General features: G+C 60.9%; 19 protein-coding genes. 16 read left to right on the top strand and 3 right to left on the bottom strand.

Annotated elements, in window-relative coordinates; genetic code table 11:
* Positions 1 to 30: 30 nt before the first annotated feature.
* The gene (locus D8V06_RS24675) at positions 31 to 939 is read left to right on the top strand and encodes a ChaN family lipoprotein (RefSeq protein ID WP_130931996.1); all 909 of its coding nucleotides are present in this window, start codon (positions 31 to 33) and stop codon (positions 937 to 939) included.
* A 77-nt stretch (positions 940 to 1,016) separates the two neighbouring features.
* Here D8V06_RS24675 and D8V06_RS24670 read toward each other — a convergent pair whose 3' ends face one another.
* Positions 1,017 to 1,856 carry an AraC family transcriptional regulator gene (locus tag D8V06_RS24670; protein WP_130906487.1) on the bottom strand — a complete coding sequence of 280 codons (840 nt, stop codon included), beginning with the start codon at positions 1,854 to 1,856 and terminating at the stop codon, positions 1,017 to 1,019.
* A 93-nt stretch (positions 1,857 to 1,949) separates the two neighbouring features.
* Here D8V06_RS24670 and D8V06_RS24665 point away from each other — a divergent pair, with 93 nt between their 5' ends.
* Positions 1,950 to 2,876 (top strand): LysR family transcriptional regulator, encoded by a 927-nt coding sequence (locus tag D8V06_RS24665; protein ID WP_241664347.1) that lies wholly within the window; start codon positions 1,950 to 1,952, stop codon positions 2,874 to 2,876.
* Between the two features lie 48 nt (positions 2,877 to 2,924).
* On the opposite strand, the gene D8V06_RS24660 is transcribed toward D8V06_RS24665, so the two are convergent.
* Positions 2,925 to 3,839, bottom strand: coding sequence for a LysR family transcriptional regulator (locus D8V06_RS24660; protein ID WP_130905091.1), 915 nt, complete (start codon positions 3,837 to 3,839; stop codon positions 2,925 to 2,927).
* 71 nt (positions 3,840 to 3,910) lie between these two features.
* Between D8V06_RS24660 and D8V06_RS24655 the strand changes: the two genes are divergently transcribed.
* Positions 3,911 to 4,963: an AraC family transcriptional regulator ligand-binding domain-containing protein gene (locus D8V06_RS24655; RefSeq protein ID WP_130931995.1), complete on the top strand. Its 1,053-nt coding sequence runs from the start codon at positions 3,911 to 3,913 to the stop codon at positions 4,961 to 4,963.
* A 116-nt stretch (positions 4,964 to 5,079) separates the two neighbouring features.
* On the opposite strand, the gene D8V06_RS24650 is transcribed toward D8V06_RS24655, so the two are convergent.
* A complete protein-coding gene (locus D8V06_RS24650) occupies positions 5,080 to 6,777 on the bottom strand; it encodes a sulfatase-like hydrolase/transferase (RefSeq protein WP_130931994.1) in 1,698 nt (565 codons plus the stop codon).
* Between the two features lie 389 nt (positions 6,778 to 7,166).
* On the opposite strand from D8V06_RS24650, the gene D8V06_RS24645 reads away from it, so the two are divergent.
* Genes D8V06_RS24645 through D8V06_RS24585 form a run of 13 tightly spaced genes read left to right on the top strand, consistent with a single transcriptional unit; the run spans position 7,167 to position 22,415 of the window.
* Positions 7,167 to 8,519 (top strand): UDP-glucose/GDP-mannose dehydrogenase family protein, encoded by a 1,353-nt coding sequence (locus D8V06_RS24645; protein WP_056856839.1) that lies wholly within the window; start codon positions 7,167 to 7,169, stop codon positions 8,517 to 8,519.
* The gene (locus D8V06_RS24640) at positions 8,516 to 9,577 is read left to right on the top strand and encodes an NAD-dependent epimerase (protein ID WP_130931993.1); all 1,062 of its coding nucleotides are present in this window, start codon (positions 8,516 to 8,518) and stop codon (positions 9,575 to 9,577) included. The genes D8V06_RS24645 and D8V06_RS24640 overlap by 4 nt, the downstream gene beginning before the upstream one ends.
* A complete protein-coding gene (locus D8V06_RS24635) occupies positions 9,574 to 10,320 on the top strand; it encodes a sugar transferase (RefSeq protein WP_130905095.1) in 747 nt (248 codons plus the stop codon). Before D8V06_RS24640 ends, D8V06_RS24635 begins: the two co-directional genes overlap by 4 nt.
* Positions 10,320 to 10,967, top strand: a complete 648-nt coding sequence (locus D8V06_RS24630; protein ID WP_056856842.1) for a CpsD/CapB family tyrosine-protein kinase — start codon at positions 10,320 to 10,322, stop codon at positions 10,965 to 10,967. The genes D8V06_RS24635 and D8V06_RS24630 overlap by 1 nt, the downstream gene beginning before the upstream one ends.
* Positions 10,968 to 10,990: 23 nt before the next feature.
* The gene (locus D8V06_RS24625; protein ID WP_130906489.1) at positions 10,991 to 12,016 is read left to right on the top strand and encodes a polysaccharide biosynthesis/export family protein; all 1,026 of its coding nucleotides are present in this window, start codon (positions 10,991 to 10,993) and stop codon (positions 12,014 to 12,016) included.
* 17 nt (positions 12,017 to 12,033) lie between these two features.
* On the top strand, positions 12,034 to 13,626 hold the full coding sequence (locus tag D8V06_RS24620; RefSeq protein ID WP_130931992.1) for a Wzz/FepE/Etk N-terminal domain-containing protein: 1,593 nt from the start codon (positions 12,034 to 12,036) through the stop codon (positions 13,624 to 13,626).
* Between the two features lie 2 nt (positions 13,627 to 13,628).
* Positions 13,629 to 14,726: a glycosyltransferase family 4 protein gene (locus D8V06_RS24615; RefSeq protein WP_130906490.1), complete on the top strand. Its 1,098-nt coding sequence runs from the start codon at positions 13,629 to 13,631 to the stop codon at positions 14,724 to 14,726.
* The gene (locus tag D8V06_RS24610; protein ID WP_056856845.1) at positions 14,723 to 16,090 is read left to right on the top strand and encodes an O-antigen ligase family protein; all 1,368 of its coding nucleotides are present in this window, start codon (positions 14,723 to 14,725) and stop codon (positions 16,088 to 16,090) included. Before D8V06_RS24615 ends, D8V06_RS24610 begins: the two co-directional genes overlap by 4 nt.
* Entirely contained in the window at positions 16,087 to 17,055 is a 969-nt protein-coding gene (locus D8V06_RS24605; RefSeq protein ID WP_130905098.1) for a glycosyltransferase, read from the top strand. Before D8V06_RS24610 ends, D8V06_RS24605 begins: the two co-directional genes overlap by 4 nt.
* A complete protein-coding gene (locus D8V06_RS24600; RefSeq protein WP_056856847.1) occupies positions 17,048 to 18,184 on the top strand; it encodes a glycosyltransferase in 1,137 nt (378 codons plus the stop codon). The genes D8V06_RS24605 and D8V06_RS24600 overlap by 8 nt, the downstream gene beginning before the upstream one ends.
* Positions 18,185 to 18,196: 12 nt before the next feature.
* Positions 18,197 to 19,198, top strand: a complete 1,002-nt coding sequence (locus D8V06_RS24595; protein WP_056856848.1) for a polysaccharide deacetylase family protein — start codon at positions 18,197 to 18,199, stop codon at positions 19,196 to 19,198.
* Complete coding sequence (locus tag D8V06_RS24590; RefSeq protein ID WP_130905100.1) at positions 19,195 to 20,499, top strand: oligosaccharide flippase family protein; 1,305 nt, start codon at positions 19,195 to 19,197, stop codon at positions 20,497 to 20,499. Before D8V06_RS24595 ends, D8V06_RS24590 begins: the two co-directional genes overlap by 4 nt.
* On the top strand, positions 20,496 to 22,415 hold the full coding sequence (locus D8V06_RS24585; RefSeq protein WP_130931991.1) for a hypothetical protein: 1,920 nt from the start codon (positions 20,496 to 20,498) through the stop codon (positions 22,413 to 22,415). Before D8V06_RS24590 ends, D8V06_RS24585 begins: the two co-directional genes overlap by 4 nt.
* Positions 22,416 to 22,489 lie beyond the last annotated feature (74 nt).

Raw genomic sequence — 22,489 nt, 5'->3', positions numbered from 1 at the left:
GCGAAAGGCCATGTCTGATGAGGAAAACCGATGCGCATTCTGCTGTTATGCCTGGTCAGTCTGCTGGCTGCCTGCCAATCCCATTCCGTCACTGCCCCACCCGCGCCGATCGCCCCGCAAGGTCGCGATCACGCTGACCACCGGGTGATCCGTGAACTCGCCACCGGCCGCACCCTCACCCCGCAAGCGCTGGTCGAACGCCTGGCGGCTGCGCCACGGGTGCTGGTCGGTGAACAACACGACAATCCTGATCACCATGCCCTGCAACTGTGGCTGCTGCGCCAACTGGCGGCGCGGCGTCCGCAAGGCAGTCTGCTGATGGAAATGCTCAACCCCGATCAACAGGCGAAAGTCGACGCCGCGCAGGCCGATACCCGCGCCGGTCAGCCACCGGCCAATGTCTATCAGGCGCTTTCCTGGCAAGCCAATTGGGATTGGAGTGTTTACGGTGCCGTGGTGACTTACGCCCTAAGCCAGCCCTACCCGCTGCTGTCGGCCAACCTTGACCGCGCGCAGATTATGCAGATTTACCAACAGCGACCGACGCTCAGCGGCGAAGCGTCCACCACGCAACAGGTACAAGCGACCTTGCTGGAGGACATCCGGGAATCCCATTGCGGACTTCTGCCCGAATCACAGATGCCGGCAATGCTGGTGGTACAGCAACAGCGTGACCGTCACATGGCAGAACGCCTGTCAACGGCACCGACGCCTGCACTGTTACTGGCCGGCGCGTTTCATGTGCGCAAGGATCTCGGTGTGCCATTGCACCTCAAAGACCTCGGTGCCGGCAAAGGTAACGCGGTGCTGGTGCTGGCCGAAGCAGGCAAGGCTGTGACAGCAGAAAGCGCGGATTATGTGTGGTACACCGCCGCGCAACCGGAGCAGGATCACTGCGCGAGCTTGCGTGGCGGCACGTCATCGACAATGCAGCGATAACGTGCCGCGTAAAGTTGTGGAGAGTTTGATTAGTCCATCACCTGGAAGGATCTTTTCGGCCGTGCGCCAGTAAAACCTCACAGGCCCAACCGAAACTGCTTCGGCGTAATCCCGAACCGCTTGCGAAACGCCCGAATGAAATTACTCGGTTGCCGATACCCAAGCCGTTCGGCAATCCGCTCGATGGGCTGGTCCCCCGCCGTCAGCCAATGCCGCGCCAACTCCAGACTGTCACCGCGAACGTGCTGTGAAGCTTCAGTCTGCCAGTGGCGCAACATGCTCTGATGCAAAAACGGATTAGCCCCCAGCAATGGTTCATCGAGACTGGCCAGCGGCAGGCTCAGGCACGGATGGGGTCCGCGCTTCACGTCAACCCCGACACCGCGCAACCACTCGCCAGCCGCCTGCTCGGACGTCAGGGTCACTGCGCAAAAAACCTCACCCGGTGCCCGCCCCAGTCGTCGGGCGATGTTGCGCACCAGGCTCAACGTCGCCGCATCCAGCCCAAAAAAATGTGGTAGCCGGTAAACGCTGCGCAAGTGCAGATGGGCCTGCCCATCGACTTGCTCAAGTTGCGCCTGAACATAATTGGTCACTCGGGGCAGAAACTCGGTGAAGCACAGCAGACTGGCGCGCAGGGTCGCGGCGGAATCGAGCAGAATGTTCAAGCCTTGCAGGGTGGTGGTGGCCATGCCGTTGACCAGTTCACAGCCGAATGTTGCGCTTGCACCCAGCCGCTCGCATTCACTCCACAACTCCTCGACCAGGTGCGCCGGCACCTGTGAACCTTGCCCGTCCAGTAACGAAAGGCAGATACCGGCCCGCTTGAGCAACTGATCACGACACAGCCCTGACTGCTGGGCGTGACTGAGGATGGTGCGGGTGAAGGCGCTGGAAATGAACGGTTGACTGGTCATGGCACGCTACAACGAAAGACAGGCGTGTACTTATGCCAGCCTCTGTGATATCGATCCAATGCATTAAAAGTATCTACGCAATGCAGGAGACGCATGATGGATCTACGCCAGCTTCGCCATCTGGTTGCACTGGCCGACTACCGCAGCTTTGGCCGCGCAGCCGAGGCGATCAACCTTAGCCAGCCGGCCTTCAGTCGCAGCATCCAGACCCTCGAACGGGACCTCGATTGCCTGTTGGTGGAACGCAGCAGTCGCGAATTCCGTCTGACCGGTCAAGGCGAATTGGTGCTGCAACATGCTCGCCGCTTGCTCGCCGGCAGTCAGGCCTTGCACAACGAACTTACCCAGTACAACGGCCTGACCGGCGGCGAGTTGCGTTTCGGTTGCGGCCCCTATCCGGCTCAATTATTGGTACCCGAAGCCCTGGCAGAATTTATCCAGGCCCATCCGGCGATCCGCATCAGTTTCCATCAGGGCGATTGGCAACAACTGGCGTTGTGGTTGCGTGAGCAACAGATCGAATTCCTGGTGGCCGATGCGCGCTATTTCACCGGTGATCCGCAATACCACGTGCAACTGTTGCGACCGCGGCGCGGGCGTTTTTTCTGTCGTATCGGTCATCCCCTGGCCAAGCGCAAAAACCTGTCCTTGCGCGCCCTGCTCGATTACGCCGTCGTGGGCACCCGCATTCCGCCGATGATCCGCAAAATCCTCGCCGACGCCCAGGGCGAGCCGGACTTCAACCCCACTGTCGAATGCGCTCAATTCGATGCCATCTGCCGCGTGGTGAGACGCTCCGATGCGGTAGGCATCGCTACCATGGAAGCGCTCGCCGAACAGGTCGAACAAGGGTTGATACAGCTTCTGGAATTTGTCGATGCGCCCAGTGATGACCCTGGTCTGCTTCTGCATTACGGCATCGTCAGTCGCGTCGGCTATTCCCTGACACCCGCAGCGCTGGCAATGATGGAGGCAATAGTGCGGGTCGATGAGCGTTTGCTGGCAGCGACCTCGATGTAAACCCGGTGGGGGCCAGCAGGCTGACTCCTAGGATTTCGGGGCGCGGCATCAGGCCCGGCGTGCCAATGCTTGCACCGAACGAGGTTCACCCAGAGCCCGCAGCAGGCAATGCATCGCTTCCTCACGACTGCGCTCGAAGCGATAGCGCGCTTCGATGTACAGCGCCAGTTTCAACTCCACCGGCTCCTCAAACGGCAACGGCACATGTTGCAACCCCAATGCACCGGCAACCCGGCTCGGCAGGCTCATGCCGAACGGATGCCGGTCGGCCATCACTTTCGCCGCCAGCGTGCTTTGGGTGCTTACCGCCAGTGTACGGCGCAGCCCCTTCAGGCCGAGTTGCAAATCCACCGGGCTGAGCCCGTCGCGGCGGCTGGATATCTGGATCTGCGGTTGCTGCAAATAGGCTTGCAAGGTACTCGGCGGCTCCTTCAACGCGGCGCCGTAAGCGAACACATAACGATCGGCGGGCAATACCTGTTTATGCAAGCCGGCCAACCCGGCCAGGGGTTGGTCGAGGTCGATCAGGATGTCCAGTTTGCCGCTCGACAGTTCCTGCAAGGCATCGCGTCGACGTGGCTGGAAGTAGCGGACCTGCCAGTCGGCGTGGGGCGATTCGAGCAAGGCATCGAGCAAAACCGGTTGCAGGCAATCCAGGCAACTGATGCGCAACAGCGGATTGTTCTGCCGTGCGGCGGGAATCATCCGCAAGCCGTCGCGCAGGGATTCCAATGCAGCGCGCACGTAATCGGCCAGGCGATGGGCGACCAGCGTCGGGGTCACGCCCAGGCGACTCTTGATGAACAGCGGGTCGCCGCATAACTCGCGCAGGCGGCGCAATGCGTTGCTCATGGCCGGTTGCGACAGGCACATCACTTCGGCGGCGCGGGTGACACTGCGCTGCTGGTAGATTGCATCGAAGGCGAGCAGCAGGTTCAGGTCGAGCTGGCGTAAATCAAGCATGGTCTTGCTCCGGCAAATCGCTTAACGTCGCGCAGCCTAACCAGTGTTTCGCCAGACGCCGTGAGCCCTACATGACAAAAAGCGATCAGGCATCGTGCAAGCAACCTTTGCCCAATGCGTTCTATGCCCCGACCTTGCTGCCGGCCATCGAGGAGTTGCTGGCCCGCGGGGTTGCCCGCGACCGTATCGAAGCGCTGTTCCGGCGCAGCCTGTTCGAATTGCGCACGCCGTTCATGCGCGTGCCACTCTTCCTGTCGCGGCGTTTCTGGGCGTTTGCGCAAGAACAGACCGGCGACCCGTTGATCGGTCTGGCGGCAGGCCGGCGCTTTGTTTCCACCGCCACCAATGGTCTGACCTATCTGTTCGACGTGGCCGCGACGCTGGACAGCGCGTGCGAGTATTTCGTGCGCTTCTTCCCGTTTTTCAATGGGCACTTCGAGGCACGGATTGTGCGCGGCGAACACGATGTACAGCTGCAATTGCTCGAACGTGGCAGCGTCAGGATCAGTGCGCCGAGCGCCGATTACATCCTCATCAGCCTGTGCAGCATGCTGCGGCGCAAATTTTTGGCCAGCGGCCTTGAACGCGACCCGATCCTTGGCGTCGATCTGGCGTGTGCCTGCACGAACAGCCCTGAACTGCATGAGCAGGCGTTCCGCGTACCGGTAGGCTGGGGGGCACCACAGCATGGGATCCGTCTCGATTCCGAGCTGTTCGTCACGGCGCTGACACCTGGCAATCATGAACTGGAAAACACCCTGATCGATTTGCTGGAGCAAACCCGTCGCAACAGCGAACCGACCTTGCTGGAGCAAGTGAGCGATCACCTGATCGCCGACCTCGCCAATGCCAACTGGCAACAGTTCTGCTGTGCTCGGCATTTGCTTGAGCGCACGGCGGCACGACGCTTGAAGGCGTTGGGCTGGAGTTTTTCAGAATTGCTGGATGAGTATCGCCGCTGCCGGGCCGAGGACTATTTGCAGGGCGCGGACCTGGAACTGGTGGAGATTTCCGACCGACTCGGTTACAGCGATGTGCAGAGTTTCAACCGTGCCTGTCTGCGCTGGTTCGGGTGTGCGCCGGGGGTGTATCGGGCCAAGTGGGCGCCGTCAGTTCTGGGTTGAATGAACTGGCCCCATCGCGAGCAGGCTCGCTCCCACAGGGTTATCGGGTGTACACAACACCTGAGTTAAACCCGATGGGCAAGCCCGCGATGAGGCCAGACCAAACAATACAAATCCTACTGCCCCGCCGCCAAGCTGGTAGCCGCCTGCTCCGGCGTCACAATGCTGTTCAGATCGATATGCTTCCACTCGGGCTTGGCCCCCAGCCGCGCATTGAACCGATAGTTGAACGTGAACTCATCGCCGGTCGCCACGCTCAGCGGCTTGCCATACACCGCCTCCACGCCCGCCAGGTCGTAGCCCATCAACTGCAACAAGGTCGGGAAAATGTTGTAGTGACTCGAACGATCCTTGTTGGCGGCCAGTTGTGCCTGCCAATCGAGGGTTTTCAAACCGCTGCCCTGGATCACCACCAGCGGAACCAGCCCTTCCTCTTCCACCGGGTCGCCACCGCAATGGGTGTTCAAGCCGGGATTGCCCCGTTCATGCAAATCCTGTCCGTGATCGGAGGTGTAGATCAGCAGCGCGTTGTTCAAGTTGGCCTGGGCAAACACCCGTGAGAAAAACTCGCCGACGTTCCACAACAAGGTGTTTTTGTAAGCATTGCGATACAGCAACCAGTCATCAGGCTGGCCGTTAAAGCCATTGCGTTCACCGGTGTCGGCCACTTCGGTGAACTGTCCGCGAGGCAATGTCGGGCGGTAGGCCATGTACGCGTCCGGGTATTTATCGTGCACCGGGAAATGCGCGCCGACCTTGTTCATCACCACCAACTGCGGCTTGTCGTCGTTGAGCAGTTCGATCAGTTTCGCCGCTGCGGCCATGTCGCGCTCGCGCACACTGGTCTGGTCGAATTGCACGAATTCGTCGATGTCTTTTTTCTCGGTTTCGTTCATCAGATTCTGCAGATTGCCGCCGGTGCGCTGGGCGTCGATGTAGACCGTACGCAAACCAGCGTTTTTCGCATACTGCCAAATAGACGGCTGCGTGGTGTTGATGCGCATGTAATCGGCGCGGGTTCCGCCATAACGCAAGGTGATGTTGGTGTCGGCGCTGCAGTTGGCGATCGCGGCTGCGTACCCGTAGTTGAAGATGTCGACCCCGGGTCGCGGCTGCTTGAGGTTGCTGTGCACGCCAAACGGCGCGTTGATGTCCAGGTAATTGCCGGAAATGCTCTCGTCGATGATCAGCACAATGTCGTGGCTCACCGCTTGATCGACGCGCGCCAGGCTCACCGGTTCGCGCGGGCCAACGGTGTTGTGCAGGGATTCATAGGCAAACAGGTTCAAGTAAGCCAGAGGCGTGTACATCTGTGGCAGCCCCCGTGCGCCCTCGCCCGCGCGCACGAACAGCACCGCGCTGAGCAGCAGCACCGCCATCAACGGTGCCGCCACCAACACCGCCCCGGGAACAGGCCAGCGCCGACGTGGCTTCAAACCGATACCGAGCAGCAGCGGCAAACCACCCAGCACACCACTGATGATCGCATCGCGGTACTGGATGAGCGCTTCCTGGATAAAACCACCGGAATACACCATCGAGACAAAGCTGCTGTATGTCAGGTAATCCGCAGTGACCTGCGTATACACATCAAAGAATAGCGCCGAGGCAAAGAGGCCGAGAGCGAACAAATATCGAATAATTGTTTGTCGAATATAAGCCGACATGAACAGTGCAACTGTCAATACAACGAACATTCCCGCGAACAGAACTAATGGATAACTGATTCCGATCGCACTGATACGCCCAAAGTAATAGTCGTAATGGGTGATCAAATAGACAGCTATGAGTAGTTCTTTGAGATATCGAATCATTGTCTTTCCGGTCTGCATTTACGCCGAAGGTCAATAAGTAGTCGGCCATTTTTTGACACTAGCACCGGGCCATCAAAGCGCAAGAAATGACGTAAAAGAGATGAAAGCGTCAAAAAAAAATCGTCTCAAATCTGACACACTCAAGTGCCTACAAGCCTTGTAATTCAAGCCTTACGACCGTTTATCGCTTTCCTTGAATTAGTTTCCGTCGCTCAAATTCGCGGTAAACCCAACTGCCACAAGCCTTTGATGGCAATTGGCCCCCCAAAACTGGGGATGTCTTACTCTTTTAACATGTCATTTTGCTGACACGCTTTTCCAAGGCTGGGCTATACCCCTTTTGACAGTCTCATTTCTGATCTTTCCACCGTCTTACGAGGCACGCCAATATGGACGTGAGCGTATTTGGTACGGGCTATGTTGGCCTGATACAAGCAGCGGCACTGGCCGATGTCGGACATCGCGTCTTATGTGTCGACATTGATCCCAATAAGATCAAGCAACTTCAACAAGCCGTACCGCCGATCAGTGAACCGGGACTTTCCGGAACGCTGGAAGAAAACATCAAGGCCGGCCGGTTGCTGTTCTCCACCCAGGCCAGCGACGCGGTCGAGCACGCCGAGCTGATCTTCATCGCCGTCGGTACGCCCGCCGATGAAGACGGTTCCGCCGACCTCAGCCATGTGCTGAACGTGGCCCGGCAGATTGCCAACCACATGGAAGCTGACCGCACCCTGATCATCAAGTCCACGGTGCCGGTCGGCACCGCTGACCAGGTCGCTGCCACTGCCCGCACTGAACTGCAACGCAGGGACAAGGGCGCGCTGACGGTGCGGGTGGTTTCCAACCCCGAGTTTCTCAAGGAAGGCAGTGCGTTGGCCGACTGCATGCGTCCGGACCGGATTATCGTCGGCACCGACGATGACGAGGCCCGCAATCAGATGAGCGAGCTGTACGCGCCCTTCTGCCGCAACCGTGAAAAGCTGATGTTCATGGACAACCGCAGTGCCGAACTGACCAAGTACGCGGCCAACGCAATGCTCGCCACCCGCATCAGTTTCATGAACGAACTGGCCAACCTCACCGAATTGCTCGGCGCCGACATCGAAGCGGTGCGCAAGGGTATCGGTTCGGACCCACGTATCGGCTACCACTTCATTTATCCCGGTTGCGGCTTCGGCGGTTCGTGCTTCCCCAAGGATTTGCGCGCCCTGCTGCATACCGCCGAACACAATGGCATGCCGCTGCGACTGTTGCGCAGCGTCACCGACGTCAATGACAGCCAGCGGCACATTCTGTTCGGCAAACTCAAGGCGCAGTTCCCGCAGGGGCTGGCCGGCAAGTCCATCGCGATCTGGGGCCTGGCGTTCAAACCCAATACCGATGACATGCGCGAAGCACCGAGCCGCTATCTGATGGAAGCCTTGTGGGCCGAAGGCGCCAGCGTGCAGGCCTATGATCCGGAAGCCATGTCCGAATGCCGGCGCATTTATGGCTATCGCAACGACCTGCACCTGTGTGCTACCCGCGACGACACTCTGGAAGATGCCGATGCGCTGGTGATCTGCACCGAGTGGAAGAACTTCCGTGTGGTCGACTTCGACCTGTTGGCGAGCAAGCTGCGTTCGCGGGTGATCATCGACGGACGCAATCTGTATAACCCCGAACACGTCGCGGCGGCCGGCTTGCACTACAGCGGTATCGGCCTGCGTCACGTCGTACCCGAGGCGCCGCGTCCATGAAGATTCTCGTGACCGGAGCCGCCGGCTTCATTGGTGCCCATTGTGTGTTGCGGCTATTGCGCGACGGGCATCAGGTATCCGGGCTCGATAACTTCAACGATTATTACGACCCGCAACTCAAGCACGACCGCGTGCAATGGGTGCAGGAGCAGGTCGGCCCTTTCCAGCTCTCTACGGTTGACCTGGCCGATGTCGCGGCCATCGAGTCACTGTTCGCCGAGGAACAACCCGAGGTGGTGATTCACCTCGCGGCCCAGGCCGGCGTGCGCTACTCGCTGGAAAATCCGCGGGCCTACCTCGACAGCAATCTGAATGGTTTCCTCAATATTCTCGAAAGCTGCCGCCGGCACCCGGTCAAGCATTTGATCTACGCCTCATCCAGCTCGGTGTACGGCGCCAACCAGCACACGCCGTATTCGGTGCAGGACGGCGTCAATCACCCACTGTCGCTGTACGCCGCGACCAAGAAAGCCAACGAACTGATGGCCCACAGTTACAGCCACCTGTTCGGCATTCCCTGCACCGGCCTGCGCTTCTTCACCGTGTACGGTCCCTGGGGTCGGCCGGACATGTCGCCGATTCAGTTCGCCCAGGCGATTGCCCAAGGGCAACCTCTGAAGCTGTTCAACTACGGCGAGCATCAGCGCGATTTCACCTACATCGACGACATCATCGAAAGCATCGCCCGGCTGATCGACCGCGCACCGCAAGCCAACGCCGCCTGGGACCGCGAACAACCGGACCCGGCCAGCAGCATGGCGCCATGGCGGATCTACAACATCGGCGGCCAGCACCCGGTGGAGCTCAAGGACTACCTGGCATTGCTGGAAAAACACTTGGGGCAAAAAGCCCTGGTCGAGTTGCTGCCACTGCAGCCCGGCGATGTTCTCAACACCTGCGCCGACGCCAGCGACCTGGCCCGCGCCACCGGTTTCCAGCCCTGTATCGAGCTGGATGAAGGACTCGGGCGTTTCATCGCCTGGTTTCGCGACTACTACCCACTGCCTGTTGCCCCTGCGCCGCTCGCGGCTGAATTCCAGCGGAGGAATGCTCAATGACTGGACATGAACAAGGAGTACCGCTCCAACAGATGCGCCGTGACAAGCGCCTTGACCCCGAGCACCGAATGCGCCTCGACGCGGCTATTCACATGCAGGGTCGAGGTTGGGTGACGGGGCGTGACGGTGGTCGGCCATGGACGTTGTCGCGTACCAACCGGGTGTTCGCCTGTTTCGGCGCGTTGGTGATCCTGGTGCTGATCTCGCCAATGCTGTTGGTGTTGGCGCTCGCCATCAAGCTCACCAGCCCCGGGCCGGTGATGTTCGTGCAAAAACGTACCGGTTACCGCGGCCGTCTGTTTGGCATGTACAAATTTCGCACCATGGTCGCCAATGCCGAGGAGCTCAAAGAGTCGCTGCGCCACCTGAACAAACACGGTGCCGACGCCATCGACTTCAAGATCGACAAGGACCCGCGGATCACCGGCATCGGTGGTTTCCTGCGCCGTACCAGCCTCGACGAACTGCCAAACCTGATCAATGTGGTGACCGGCGACATGCGCCTGGTAGGCCCACGGCCAACCTCGTTCAACGCCTATCGCTACAAGGACAATCATCTCGCGCGCCTGAGCATCTACCCCGGCATGACCGGTCTGTGGCAGATCTCCGGGCGCAGCAATATCGACTTCGACCAGCGCGTTGAGTTGGATCTCAGCTATATCGCCGAGCAGAGCCTGCTGCTTGATCTGAAGATTCTGTTGAAAACCCCCTTCAAAGTATTCAGCGGCCACGGAGCAAGCTAATGGACGGTTCAACTGCTAAAAGCCTCAGCATCGCCAACCCCAGCGAGTCCAACCTGACGTCGGCCGTGTTGGATCAGGATCTGCGCATCCTGCTCCTGACCGCGGCCAACCCCGGTGCGGGCACCACCACCAGTGCCCTGGCGCTGGCCAGCCAACTGGCGCAAATGAGCAGCGGCCAAGTGCTGCTGGTCGACGCCAGCCAGTCCGCGACCAACCTCACCCAACAACTGGGGCTGAGCAAGGAGCGCGGCTTTCGCGACCTGCTCTTCAACGAGCAAAGTCCGCCGCTGTTGCAGGACTGTGTGGTCAACGTGTCGAGCCTGCCCTTCCACGTGCTGCCGTTCGGGCGCTTCGCCCGGGGCAGTGAACACCTGACACCGGAGCGCCTGAGCCCGTTGCTCGATCAGCTCGGCAGTCAGTACCGCTTCGTGGTGATCGACGGTGACGCGGTGTATTCGGCCGCCGACACGCTGGTCATCAGTACCCAGGTGGACGGCGTGATCATGGTCGTGCGCTCGGAAGATACACGCTGGGAAGTGGCGCAGGCGGCGGTTCAACGCCTGACCCAGGCCGGGGCGAAACTGGTCGGCAGTGTGTTCAACCGACGCAAGTACTACATGCCCAAGTGGCTGTACAAAAACCTGTAAGCCCTCGCAAAAAGGATGACGCCATGAACGCCAAGATGCTTGTCCTGCTGTTGCTGCCGCTTGCAGGTTGCACCAGCACTTCCGAAACCCAGAACATGCCGGTCAATATTCTTACCGCCTCACCGGCCAACGCCCAGGCCACCGACATGCCCAAGATCGAACAGACCTTGCGCCCACAGGACGTGCTGGACGTGATCTTCCACATCAGCACCAGCGGCTCGGATGCCTACCGCATTCAGTCCGGTGACCAGATCGGTCTTAACTTCACCGCTGCCAGTCAGCTCAACGGCAATCAACTGGTGCTGCCCGATGGCACCATCGAACTGCCGGGCGCCAACACCTCGGTGAAAATCGCCGGGCTTTCGTCCGAAGAAGCACGCCAGGAAATCCAGCGTGCCTACCAGCGCAAACAACTGTTCCAGCCCAACCGCAACCAACTGACCGTGCAGGTCATCAGCCCGCTGAGCAACGAGTCGAACCTCAAGAGCGCGCTGAACCACCCGGCCACCGGCATGAGCCGCGAGATCACCGTGGGTACCGACGGTTATGCGAGTTTCCCGGAAATCGGCGCCGTGCCGCTGCAAGGCATGACCGTCAATCAACTGGAAGACTTCCTCAACAAGAGGTACGCACAACTGCCGGGCCGGATGACGGTCGACGTGCTGCTCAAGTCCACCGCAGGTAACGAAATCTATGTGCTCGGTGAAGTCGGCCAGCCAGGTTCCTACCCGATCCGCCGTCCAGTCTCGGTGCTTGAAGCCCTGACCCTGGCCCGTGGTTCGAACGTCAAGGCGCGCCTCGATTCGGTGGTGATCATGCGTCGCAACGGCAATCAGGTCCAGGCCCGCCGTTACGACGTGGAAAAAGCCCTGTCCGGCGATGCCTCACAGATCGCCTACCTGCAACCGGACGACATGCTCTATGTGCCCAAGACCAAACTGGCGAGCGCCGGTGAGCTCGCACGGCAACTGGCGGACGTGGTGCTGTTCCAGGGTGTGGGCTTCAGCTTCGGCTACCGCGTCGACAACAAAGACAGTGACAGCAACTAACTCTCAGGTGAATCGACATGAATCCAAAGGAAAACTACCTGCACGAGTTCTTCAGGATCTTCTTCGCCAACAAACAACTGGTGAAGCGCGTATTCCTGGTCTTTGCAGTGATCGCACTGGTACTGCCGCTGTTGCTCAAACAGAGCTTCGATATCACCGCCCAGGTGATCGTGCAGTCGAAAAAACTTTCCCAGGGTGACGCCACTACGTCGCTGACCCAGGAAAACGCGCAATTCATCCCACCGTCACTGGCCGACATGGAAACCGAGAGCAATATCCTGCGCTCGCCGGCCCTGATCCGTCAGACCATCAGCGAGTTGCGCGACAAGGGTGAATACACCCCGCCTCCGGGCATGCTCAATAAACTGTTGGCGCAACCGTTCAAGAAATATATCAGCACGCCGCTGCGTGAAAACGTGGTCAACCCGCTGAAGTCGGCGCTGGGCATGGAAACCGATCCGGTGCGCGACACCGCGCTCGATTCCCTGACCCAAGAGGCTATCGATAGTCTGAAGATCGAAACCCTGCCGGGCTCCAACGTGATCTCGATCATCTACAGCTTTCCTGACCCGACCCAGGGCACCAAGTTTGTCGCGACGCTGCTGCAAAACTACCTGGTGAGCCGTCAGGCCTTGCAATCGATCGACCTGCCACAGAGCTTCTACGAAACCAAGAAGACCCAATACCAGGTGCGCCTCAACGGTTTGGAAGACGAGCGGCAGACCTTGCTCGGCGCGGTCGGCTCGTCCGATCCCAAGGAAGAGATCACCTTCCGCCTCAACGCCATCAACACCGAAGAGCAAGCGCTCAACCTGTACCGCGATCGCCTGCTGCAAAGCCAACGCTGGCTCGACTACCTGAAAACCAGCCTGGCCGCCGCCAAGGACTCCAAGCTCAACGACTACACCTTCCCCTACACCTTCACCACCACCGTGGACAACGTGGCGTTCGAGGATCGCGAGATCAAGCAGATGGGTGAGGCGCTGACCAGCCAGGTCAGCCGCTACATGAACGACCTGGCGATCTTCCAGCCCGGCAGTGAACCGATGCTGCTGACCCGCGAGCAAATCGCCCGCACCCGCCAGCAGTTCCTCAAAGTGGTGAGCAACCGGATTCAGGAACGTACCAACGACCTGGCAATTGTCAGCTCGGTGATCGACCAGAAAACCGCACGCATTGCCGAGTTCAAGAACCGCATCCGCCAGTTGCAGGAAACCCAGAGCAAGTTGCGGCAGAAGGACACCGAGATCGACGCTCTGCACGCGGCCTTCTCCACCTACGCCCAGCGCTTTGCCGAGAGCAGCACTGCCCGTTCGCTGGACAACGACCTGTCCAACGCCCGAGTGCTCAGCCCACCGTTCGAACCGACCGAGGCGGCATTCCCCAAGCCGCTGCTGATCATTCCGTTCGGCTTGTTCACCGGGCTGTTGCTGGCGATTGCCTTCGTCTACGTACGTGAGTTCTTCGATCATCGCTTCAAGCATCCAGCGCAGATCACCCACGAACTGGGCCTGCCGGTACTGCTGGTGATCAACGATCAGAACGTGGAGCCAGGCAATCCGCACAGAAACTGGAGCGTACCGAGCTTCGTCCATTGGGTGCGCAATTGAACATGTCCCTGCCCTCTGACCACAGCAAGCCATCATTGCCGATCATTCATTTGCTCAGCAGTGGCGGCTTCTATGGGGCCGAGCGCATGCTGCTCGATCATTGCCTGGCGACGCCGGGGCAACACCAGGTGCTGTTTCTCGATGCACCGTACGAGTTGCTTGCCCGGTTTCGCGAGGCGGGGGTCGACTGCCGCGGTTGCACCGGTCTTGGGGCGTTGCTTGCGCATTTGCGTGAGCGACGGACCGAGCGGCCGCTGATCAACACGCACAATTTCAAGGGTCTGTTGTACGGTTGGGTGGGCGCAACCTTGTTGCGCCTGCCGCTGGTGATCACTCAGCACGGCTTCACCCCGCGCAGTCGCAAGCAGAAGTTCTACACCTGGCTGAGCCTGCAACTGTGCCGGACCGCATCGGTCAATCGCGTGGTCTGTGTCGCCGAAAGCATTGCCGCACTGCACCGTCAGGCCAGTGTCTGTGCCGAGAAGCTGCAAGTGATCCCCAACGGCTTGCCCGCCGCCAAGGATCTGCAACCGCACAACGCCCAACGGCCACGCTGGCTGGCCGGTTACGTCGGCCGGCTGAGCAGTGAAAAAGGCCCGGACCTGTTCCTCGATGCGCTGATTCCGCTGTGCCAGCAGTACCCGCAACTGGACGCCGTGATGCTCGGCGACGGCCCGGAACGGGACAGCCTGTTGGCGCGCATCAACGAGGCGGGTTTGCAGGAGCGCATCACGCTGCCGGGGTACCAGAACGACATGCGTGCGTGGTGGCGACAACTCGATGCGCTGGTCATCAGCTCGCGAACCGAGGGCACGCCAATGATTCTGCTCGAAGCCATGCAAGCCGGGGTGCCGGTGGTTGCATTTGGTGTCGGCGGGATTCCCGATGTGCTGGAAGACCGGCACAACGGCCTGCTGGCAACACCCGCCGACAGTGCCGCCCTCGCCCGGCAGATCGGTACCCTGCTGCGTGACCCGGCACTGGCCCGCAAGCTGCTCGACAACGCACGACGCACACAATTGGATCGCTACGACCTCAAGGCCTTGGCCGAACGCTGGTCGCAGCTTTATATCCGTACTGCACGGGAGGCACGCGCGTGATTTTTCCACTCTCGATCGTCAGTTTTTTCGGTCTGGTCTGCCTCGCTTTGCTGGCCAGCCCTTATCCATTTCTGGCGCCGGGAGCGGTGTTGGGCCTGGTGGGCGTTGCCGTGCTGTTCCGCAAGCCCGCCTGGGGCCTGTTGGGCATTGCGGCGCTGGTGCCGCTCGAAGGGTTCTTCAAGGACAGCGCGCTGTCCGGCACCAAGCTGATCGGCGCGTCACTGGCGCTGATCCTGATGTTGCAACTGGCCTTGCACCACATTCCATCCGAGCGCTTGCGCAGCAACATCTGGCGCTTGCTGATCGGCTTCATGGCGCTGTATCTGCTGAGTATGCTGACCACCGATGACCTGGGCATGTCGCTGGGGCACCTGCGGGAAATCAGCGTCGGGCTCATTCTGTTTGTGATCACGCTGTTGATCGGCCGTGAATTGAATCTGGATCTGTTCGCCAGGCTGGTGACCCTCAGTGTCACCCTCACCTGCGCGCTGGCGATGTTTTCCAGCAAGTATCAGGATCAGGGCCGCGCCGCCGGTCTGCTGGAAGACCCGAACGCCTTTGCGATGTTGATCGCGTTTGCCGTGCCGCTGGCCTTGTTGCTGATGATCCGCAGCCCGCAAATGTTGCAACGCCTGTTCTGGCTGGGCTGCTTCATCCTGCTGCTGGGCGGCATGACCAAGACCGAGTCCCGTTCAGGCCTGGTGGTGTTGTTTCTCAGCCTGATGATCGGTGCGTGGCACTATCGTGCGCAGCTGCCACGCATTCGCCCGCGTCACCTGGGTTTTGCCATGCTGGGGCTGGCCATCGTGATTCCGTTGGCCATCTACGCGATGCCCGCCGGTTATGTCGCGCGCATCCAGTCTCTGAGCATCCTCAGTTCCGGGGCCAAGGCGCAGGACGAATCTCTCGGGCGCCGCGCCTCGTACATCGTCGTCGGCAGCCAGATGATCCGCGAAAATCCGTTGCTGGGTACCGGCCCCGGAACCTTTCCGCTGCACTACGCCACCACCGGTTACGCCAAGGCGTTCTCCGCCAACCGCAAAGTCGGCGATCTGTACCGCCGTGCCCACAACACCTATCTGGAGATCTTCAGTGAATTGGGGATTCCCGCCGGCCTGTTGTTCGTCGGCATGCTCGCCCTCGGGTTCTACAACTTGATGCGCGCCCGTCGCGCGTGGATGCAGCGGCGCAACTGGCAGCAGGCCGACCTGATGACCCACCTGGGCATGAGTTTCCTGTCATTGACGCTGTTCTTGATGTTCCTCAGTGCCCCGAATCAAAAGTACGTCTGGATCATGCTTGCCCTGACCAGCGTCCTGCGTCTGAAAGCCGAAGAAAGTCCAATCCTGGAGGCCAAGGCATGAGCCGCATCAGTATCGTCATCCCAATGTACAACGAAGCACGGCACATCGCCCGGACCCTGCTGGCAGCGCAACGTGCCGCCAACGTTGCAGACCTGGAATGCGAGTTGATCGTGGTCGACAACGGCTCACAGGATCAGGGTCCGGAGATCGCCCGGCAGTTCGGCGCACACGTGCTGGTCGTTCCCGGTGTGCTGATCGGTGCCCTGCGCAACCGCGGCACCGAGGTTGCCACGGGGGAATGGCTGGCCTTCCTTGATGCCGATATCGAAATGCCTGAAGACTGGCTCACCCATTTGCTGAGACTCGAGGACGCCGGTGTCGCCGATGTGTTTAGCCTGGACTTGCACACCCCGGCGCAAGCGCCCTGGTACGCCACCGCCTGGCAACGGCGCACCCTGCGTCCTTCGCGCCATACCGTGCAATCGGTGGACTGGCTGACCAGCGCCAACCTGCTGATGCGCCGCGAGTGGTTCGACAAGGTCGGCGGCTTCAACGAGACCCTGCGCACGGGCGAGGACAAGGACTTCACCTTGCGTCAGGCCGCCAAGGGCGCGCGGCTGATATCGATCAACGAAAACGTCGCGCTGCACTGGGGTTACGAAATGAACTGGCGCGAATGGATGGGCAAGGAAATGTGGCGCCAGGGCAGCCATCTGCAACTGCTGCGCACCCACGGCCTGAGCCTGCGTCTGCTGCGCTTCCCACTGCTGTCGCTGGGTGCCTGGCTACTGGACTTTTTGGCGATATCCGCCTTGCTCGACGGCTTTCCTCACCATGCATTGATCATGGTGCTGCTGACCACAGTACCCGCGCTGGTACTGAGTGTGCGTCAGACCGTGAAACACCGTAATCCGTGCCTGACGGTGCAACTGTGGGGCCTGCACTGGGTGCGCCTGCACCTGGCCGGCGCCGCGTTCATTCTCAGTCTTTGTCATTGGAATGCCAGGAGGCCCGCCCGTGGCTGAATTCATTTTCTGGTTGTGCCTGTTGTTGCCGGTCTACGCCTACCTCGGTTACCCATTGCTGCTGACCCTGCTCGCGCCGCTCTTCGCCGCACGCCGGCATGGTCCGGCGGCGCCAATGGACGTGAGCATCGTGATTGCCGCGCACAACGAGGCGCGGCACATCGAAGAAAAACTGCGCACCGTGCTGGCCCAGGATTATCAGGCGCGTTCGCTGCAAATCATTCTGGCCAGCGATGGTTCCACCGACGACACCGTGGCCTGCGCGCGCAAGGTCGCCGATCCGCGTATTACCGTGCTCGACCTGCCCCGCCAGGGCAAGGCCGCGACGCTCAATGCCGGCGCAGCGCTGAGCCGTGGCGAGATTCTGGTGTTCACCGATGCCGACAATCAATGGTCCCACGACACGCTGGGCCACTTGCTCGCACCACTGGCCGACCCTCAGGTAGGCGCGTGTGCCGGGCACATGCTGATCCCCGTGACCGGCAAAGGCCTGAGCATCGGCGACAGTCTGTATCGTCATTACGAAGGCTGGCTGCGCTACGTGGAAAACCGTACCGGTTGCATGGTCTCCGCTGACGGCGCCCTGCTTGCCCTGCGTCGTGAGTTGTTCCAGAACGTGCCGGCGGAGGTCAATGACGACTTCTTTATCAGCACCTGCGCGCCGGTGGCGTTCAAGCGGATCATCTACGTGCCCGAAGCCCGGGTGATCGACACCGGCGTCGATGAGGCGGACAAGCAATTCCGCCGTCGCCAGCGGGTCACCGTGGGTGGATTGCAGAGCCTGGCCCAGCGTCGCGAACTGCTCAACCCGCTGAAGCATGGCTTGTATGCGATTGCCTTGATCAGCCACAAATTGATCCGCCGCCTGGCGCCGATCCTGTTGTTGCCACTGCTGTTGAGCAATTTCTGGCTGTGGGACGACCACGTTTTCTATCGTTGGACCCTGGTTGCGCAATTGCTCGGATACACCGCGGCCATCATCGGCTTGCTCGACTCGCAGCATCGCTTGCCCAAACCCTTTCGCCTCGCCGCATTCCTCCTGGTGACCCTTGCCGGGATGAGCATCGGTCTGTGGCAGTTCCTGCGCGGTCAGCGTTATGCGCAATGGAACCCCGAGCAAAATCGATGAGAGGCACGTGCCATGGCGATCAAACAATTACTAAAACGCACCAGCGGCTGGCTCTACCTCAACTCCTCGGTGGGGCGCCAGCAATTGCAGGGTGCCGGCGTGATCCTGATGCTGCATCGGGTGCTGGCCAACGACAGCGCCGCCAACCTGCCCCACCGCAATGAACTGTGCGTCGGGCCGCAGGCTTTCGAGCACCTGCTGGCCTGGCTGAAAAAACACTTCGATTGCGTGCCGTTGATGGAAATCCTGCAACCGGGCAGCCTGCGGTCCGAGCGGCCGAGAGTGGCGCTGACCTTCGATGACGGCTGGCGCGACAACGCGGTGAACGCGTTCCCGCTGCTGCACAAATACCAAGTGCCAGCGAGTATCTTCCTGTCCACGGACTTCATCGGCAGCCGCCAGCGTTTCTGGTGGGAAAGCATCGGCGAAACCCTGTGGAACAGCCACGGTGAAAAAGCCCGCATGCACCTGATCGAATGTTTGCAGCAACTGGGTCGGCCACTGCCGGTGCTGTGTGATGACCCGGACGTGCAACGGCGCAGCCTGGCATTGCTGCACTTTCTGCAGAACCTGAAAACCCTGTCTCCTCGCGACCTCAATCGCCTGACCGACGAGTGTCCGCAAGAGTCGTTGCCGCAAGCGCTCGACTGGCAACAGGTGCGTTCGCTGGAAGCCAGCGGCCTGATCCGTTTCGGTCCCCATGGCGCCAGTCACGCGATCCTCACCGGCCTCGACGACCAAACCCTGGACGAAGAACTGACCCGCAGTCGCCAGGCATTGCTCAACGGCTGCAACCGGCCGTTGCCGGTCTACTGCTATCCCAATGGCGACAATGACGAACGGGTGCGGCAACACGTGGCCGACCATGACTTCCCGTTTGCCCTGGGCACCGGCACCGGAATCTACCGGGGCGTCAGCGATCCGCTGGCCCTGCCGCGTTTCGGCGTCAGTCAGCGCACCGCGCGCAACCCGGATTTGTTGTCCTGGCGCATTTACCGTGGGGCTCGCCCATGAGTCGCAGCCATTATCTCAAGCACCTGGCGCTGAGCATGGGCACCAAACTGGCGATGATCGGTTTGCGCCTGCTGCGCAATGTGTTACTGGCGCGAATTCTCGGGCCGAGCGAACGCGGCCTGTTCGCCTTGCTCAGCACCCTGCCGGACCTGATCAGCGCCGCCACCAGTGGTGGGCTGAATTCGGCGGTGGGTTACCAGGCGGCCAAGCAACGGCCGATGGGCTTGTTGCTCAGCCAGGTATTGGTGTTCGGTTGTCTGCTCGCCGGTTTGTTGACCTTGCTGGTGGTGGCGCTGACCCGTGAGTTCGGCAGCGAACTGGACATCACCACGCAACTCGGCCTGCTGGCCTGGCTGTTGCTGCTGGCGGTGCCGCTGACCGTGCTCAAGAGCGGGCTGCTGACGTTGCACAACGCCTCGGGCGGCGTGGTGGCGTTCAACGTCCTGCGCCTGATCGAGTCGCTGGCACCGCTGCTGCTGTTTCTGGGGTTGTTCTGGATGTGGAAAAGCGCCGCACTGGAAGCGGCGCTGATCAGTTGGCTGGCGGGCATCAGCCTGGTGGTGCTGGTGGGCTGGCTGTGGCTCAAGCGCAATCAACCGCTGACCCTGCAATGGGACCGCGCCAGCCAGAACGAACTGCTGCGCTTCAGCGCCCGCAGCCATCCGGACCTGCTGTTCCAGCAAGTGATTTTGCGCTCTGACTATTTGTTCATCGGCGCCTTACTCGGCAGCACCGCGCTCGGTCATTACGCCATGGCCAGCGCCGCCGCCGAGTTGCTGCTGATCGTCCCGGAAGCGGTGACCACGCCGTTGATGAAACGCCTGCTGCAACAGGAAGAAGGCATTGAGAAAGTCACGCCCTTGGCCCTGCGCCTGACGGCCACGGTGATGCTCGGCGCATGCCTGACCATGGCGGTGATCGGCGAATGGCTGATCGTCACCCTGTTCGGCGTTGCCTATCAGCCGGCTTATCCCGCCTTGCTCGCGCTGCTGCCGGGGCTGCTGGGCTTGTGCTACGCGAGCATCCTGCGCCTGGATTTGCTGGGCAAGGATCGTCCCGGTTCGATTTCACTGCTGATGGGCCTCGGGGCATTGCTCAACCTGGCGTTGAACCTGGTGCTGATCCCCGCTTACGGCATCGTTGGCGCGGCCGCGGCGTCGTCCATCGCCTACCTGGCGGTGACCATCGCCTTGCTGGTGATGTATTGCCGCCTGAGCCATGTGCCGTTGTGGCAAGTTCTGATCATCCTGCCCAGCGACGTCGCCCCGATGCTGCAAATCCTGCAACGGAAGTCGGCATGAGATATTTTGCCCTGGCGGTGAGTCTGGGTCTGTCGCTCGACGCTTATGCCGGGCCGATGCGCTGGGCCGACATTCGTGACGGCAGCCTGTACCTGCAAGCAGATCGTCCCGATAACGTGACCGTGCGCTGGGTCCCGGCGTGGCAGGCGGATGCCAACGAAGAACGCCTTTACCTGCTCGATGGCAAAGGTCGTCTGGCGGGCGAGCGACTGATTGCCGCCACTGAAACCCGAGGCACCCAGAGCTGGCCGCTGTTGCCCGGCGCCAGCAGTTATCGACTGGAGATCCCCGGCTACAGCTTCCGTCGCTACAAAGTCGAACATGACGAGCGCACGGTGGCATTGTTCGCCCCGGCCAAAGTGCATTTCAGCGCCGAAACCCGCGATGGCGACGAGCTGTTTTTCAAGGTGGCGGCTGGCGAGCAAGCCGTGCTGGCAGGCAAGTTCCACGGCGGCGTCGGCGCTCTGCAAGCGCAACGTGTCGGCGACGGCAAACAATTGTCGCTGGCACTCAAACCCTACCGTGCCTACTGGCAATTCGATCAGGTCGCCTTGCCCGTGGCCGACACCGAACAGGTCTGGCGACTGCGCCTGCAAGGCAGCGGTAAGGCAGCGTTCTGGCTCGATGGTACGGCCAACCTGTTCGCGCAGAATCCGCAGCAGCTCAAACCGGTGCGTGAGGACGACGGTGAAACCCGGCTGACCGTGCACAAGGACGTACTCGGCAACACACCGAACCTGGGTATCGCCCTGCCCTACGTGATGCCGCCGCCTTCCAGTTATGCGGTGCTCGACGCCATCAAGCCCCAGGCCGGCGCTTACTACAGTTTCGTCGACATCACGGCCAAACAGCCGCATTACGAAGACGCCTTCCGCCGGCTGTATCAGGATCGCTTCGGCATTACCCAGGACATCACCCTGCTCGCCGGCAGTCAGCGCCAGGCCGATTTGCGCGCCGACACCACCAGCAACGCCGGCCTCGACGCCTGGCTCGCCGCGACCCGCGCCCTCGGCGGCAAAGGCACCCATTACATCGGTTTTGCCGATGAGCCGAACCTCAACTACCCGGACTACGCCAGCTACCAAAGCATTTTCACCAGCATGGCCCGCCAGGTGCGCAGCAATCCGGACAACGCCAAGGCTGGCGTGCGCATCGCCATGCCGGCCAGTTCGCGGCTGGTCAACGGCCCGTTCGCCGACAACGCCGCCGAAAAGCGTGGTATCGACTGGGCCAGACGCCTGCTAAAGGAGTCCGGCGATCAGATCGATGCCCTGGCCTGGCACGAGTGGATGATTCGCGATCTGCTGGCCACCCGGGTTTATCGCGACAGCGTGCGTCGCGCCGCCGACCTTGTCGGGCTCGATGCCGACGGCCGGCCCCGCAAGGCCTTGCTGCTGGACCAGACCAACCTGTCCAGCGGATCAAGCCTGAGCCCTTATGATCAGGAAACCCACTTCACCTCGTTGTGGTGGACTTCAGTGGTGATCAACGCGTCCCAGGACGGTTTGCTGGAGATGCTCAACTGGTTCCAGGCCGCCGACGAGCCTGAATACCCCAAGGGCATGTTGCGCATGCTGGGCGACGACCATTTCGAACTCAAACCGGTCGCCCTCGCCCAGCAGTTCATCGGCCAGCATTGGCTGCAGCGTGTGGTGCGCCTGGAAAACAACGCGTTCGAGGTCGATGTGCTGGCCATGGCCGACGACCTCAAACGCAGCTTGCTGGGGGTCAACAAAGGCTCGCGCTTGCAGCATGTCAGCCTCAATGGCGCGGCATGCCCACTAGCCGCTGGCTCATTGCGCTACTTCGGCGCGGACAACCGCAGCCGCGACGCACCGTTCAAATGCACCGACGGTCGCGTGAGCTTCGAGCTGCCAGGGCAAACCCTTTTCACCTTGAGCTGGAACGCTTCATGACTGTCGCTCGATTGCCTGGCCGCGCCGGCATTTTGCCGTGCGCTGGTTTACTCCACTTGCGGGACTGTCCGCCA

The organism is Pseudomonas sp. Sample_24, assembly GCF_004307605.1.
Classification (GTDB): domain Bacteria; phylum Pseudomonadota; class Gammaproteobacteria; order Pseudomonadales; family Pseudomonadaceae; genus Aquipseudomonas.
This window is presented reverse-complemented; position numbering and strand designations above follow the sequence as displayed.

Bases quoted from the DNA above. Each gene is read 5' to 3' on its own strand.
- D8V06_RS24665 (WP_241664347.1), top strand. From the start codon at position 1,950: ATGATGGATCTACGCCAGCTTCGCCATCTGGTTGCACTGGCCGACTAC.
- D8V06_RS24585 (WP_130931991.1), top strand. From the start codon at position 20,496: ATGAGATATTTTGCCCTGGCGGTGAGTCTGGGTCTGTCGCTCGACGCT.
- D8V06_RS24670 (WP_130906487.1), bottom strand. From the start codon at position 1,856: ATGACCAGTCAACCGTTCATTTCCAGCGCCTTCACCCGCACCATCCTC.
- D8V06_RS24645 (WP_056856839.1), top strand. From the start codon at position 7,167: ATGGACGTGAGCGTATTTGGTACGGGCTATGTTGGCCTGATACAAGCA.
- D8V06_RS24630 (WP_056856842.1), top strand. From the start codon at position 10,320: ATGGACGGTTCAACTGCTAAAAGCCTCAGCATCGCCAACCCCAGCGAG.
- D8V06_RS24615 (WP_130906490.1), top strand. From the start codon at position 13,629: ATGTCCCTGCCCTCTGACCACAGCAAGCCATCATTGCCGATCATTCAT.
- D8V06_RS24640 (WP_130931993.1), top strand. From the start codon at position 8,516: ATGAAGATTCTCGTGACCGGAGCCGCCGGCTTCATTGGTGCCCATTGT.
- D8V06_RS24620 (WP_130931992.1), top strand. From the start codon at position 12,034: ATGAATCCAAAGGAAAACTACCTGCACGAGTTCTTCAGGATCTTCTTC.
- D8V06_RS24650 (WP_130931994.1), bottom strand. From the start codon at position 6,777: ATGATTCGATATCTCAAAGAACTACTCATAGCTGTCTATTTGATCACC.
- D8V06_RS24675 (WP_130931996.1), top strand. From the start codon at position 31: ATGCGCATTCTGCTGTTATGCCTGGTCAGTCTGCTGGCTGCCTGCCAA.
- D8V06_RS24625 (WP_130906489.1), top strand. From the start codon at position 10,991: ATGAACGCCAAGATGCTTGTCCTGCTGTTGCTGCCGCTTGCAGGTTGC.
- D8V06_RS24655 (WP_130931995.1), top strand. From the start codon at position 3,911: ATGACAAAAAGCGATCAGGCATCGTGCAAGCAACCTTTGCCCAATGCG.
- D8V06_RS24660 (WP_130905091.1), bottom strand. From the start codon at position 3,839: ATGCTTGATTTACGCCAGCTCGACCTGAACCTGCTGCTCGCCTTCGAT.
- D8V06_RS24605 (WP_130905098.1), top strand. From the start codon at position 16,087: ATGAGCCGCATCAGTATCGTCATCCCAATGTACAACGAAGCACGGCAC.
- D8V06_RS24595 (WP_056856848.1), top strand. From the start codon at position 18,197: ATGGCGATCAAACAATTACTAAAACGCACCAGCGGCTGGCTCTACCTC.
- D8V06_RS24590 (WP_130905100.1), top strand. From the start codon at position 19,195: ATGAGTCGCAGCCATTATCTCAAGCACCTGGCGCTGAGCATGGGCACC.
- D8V06_RS24635 (WP_130905095.1), top strand. From the start codon at position 9,574: ATGACTGGACATGAACAAGGAGTACCGCTCCAACAGATGCGCCGTGAC.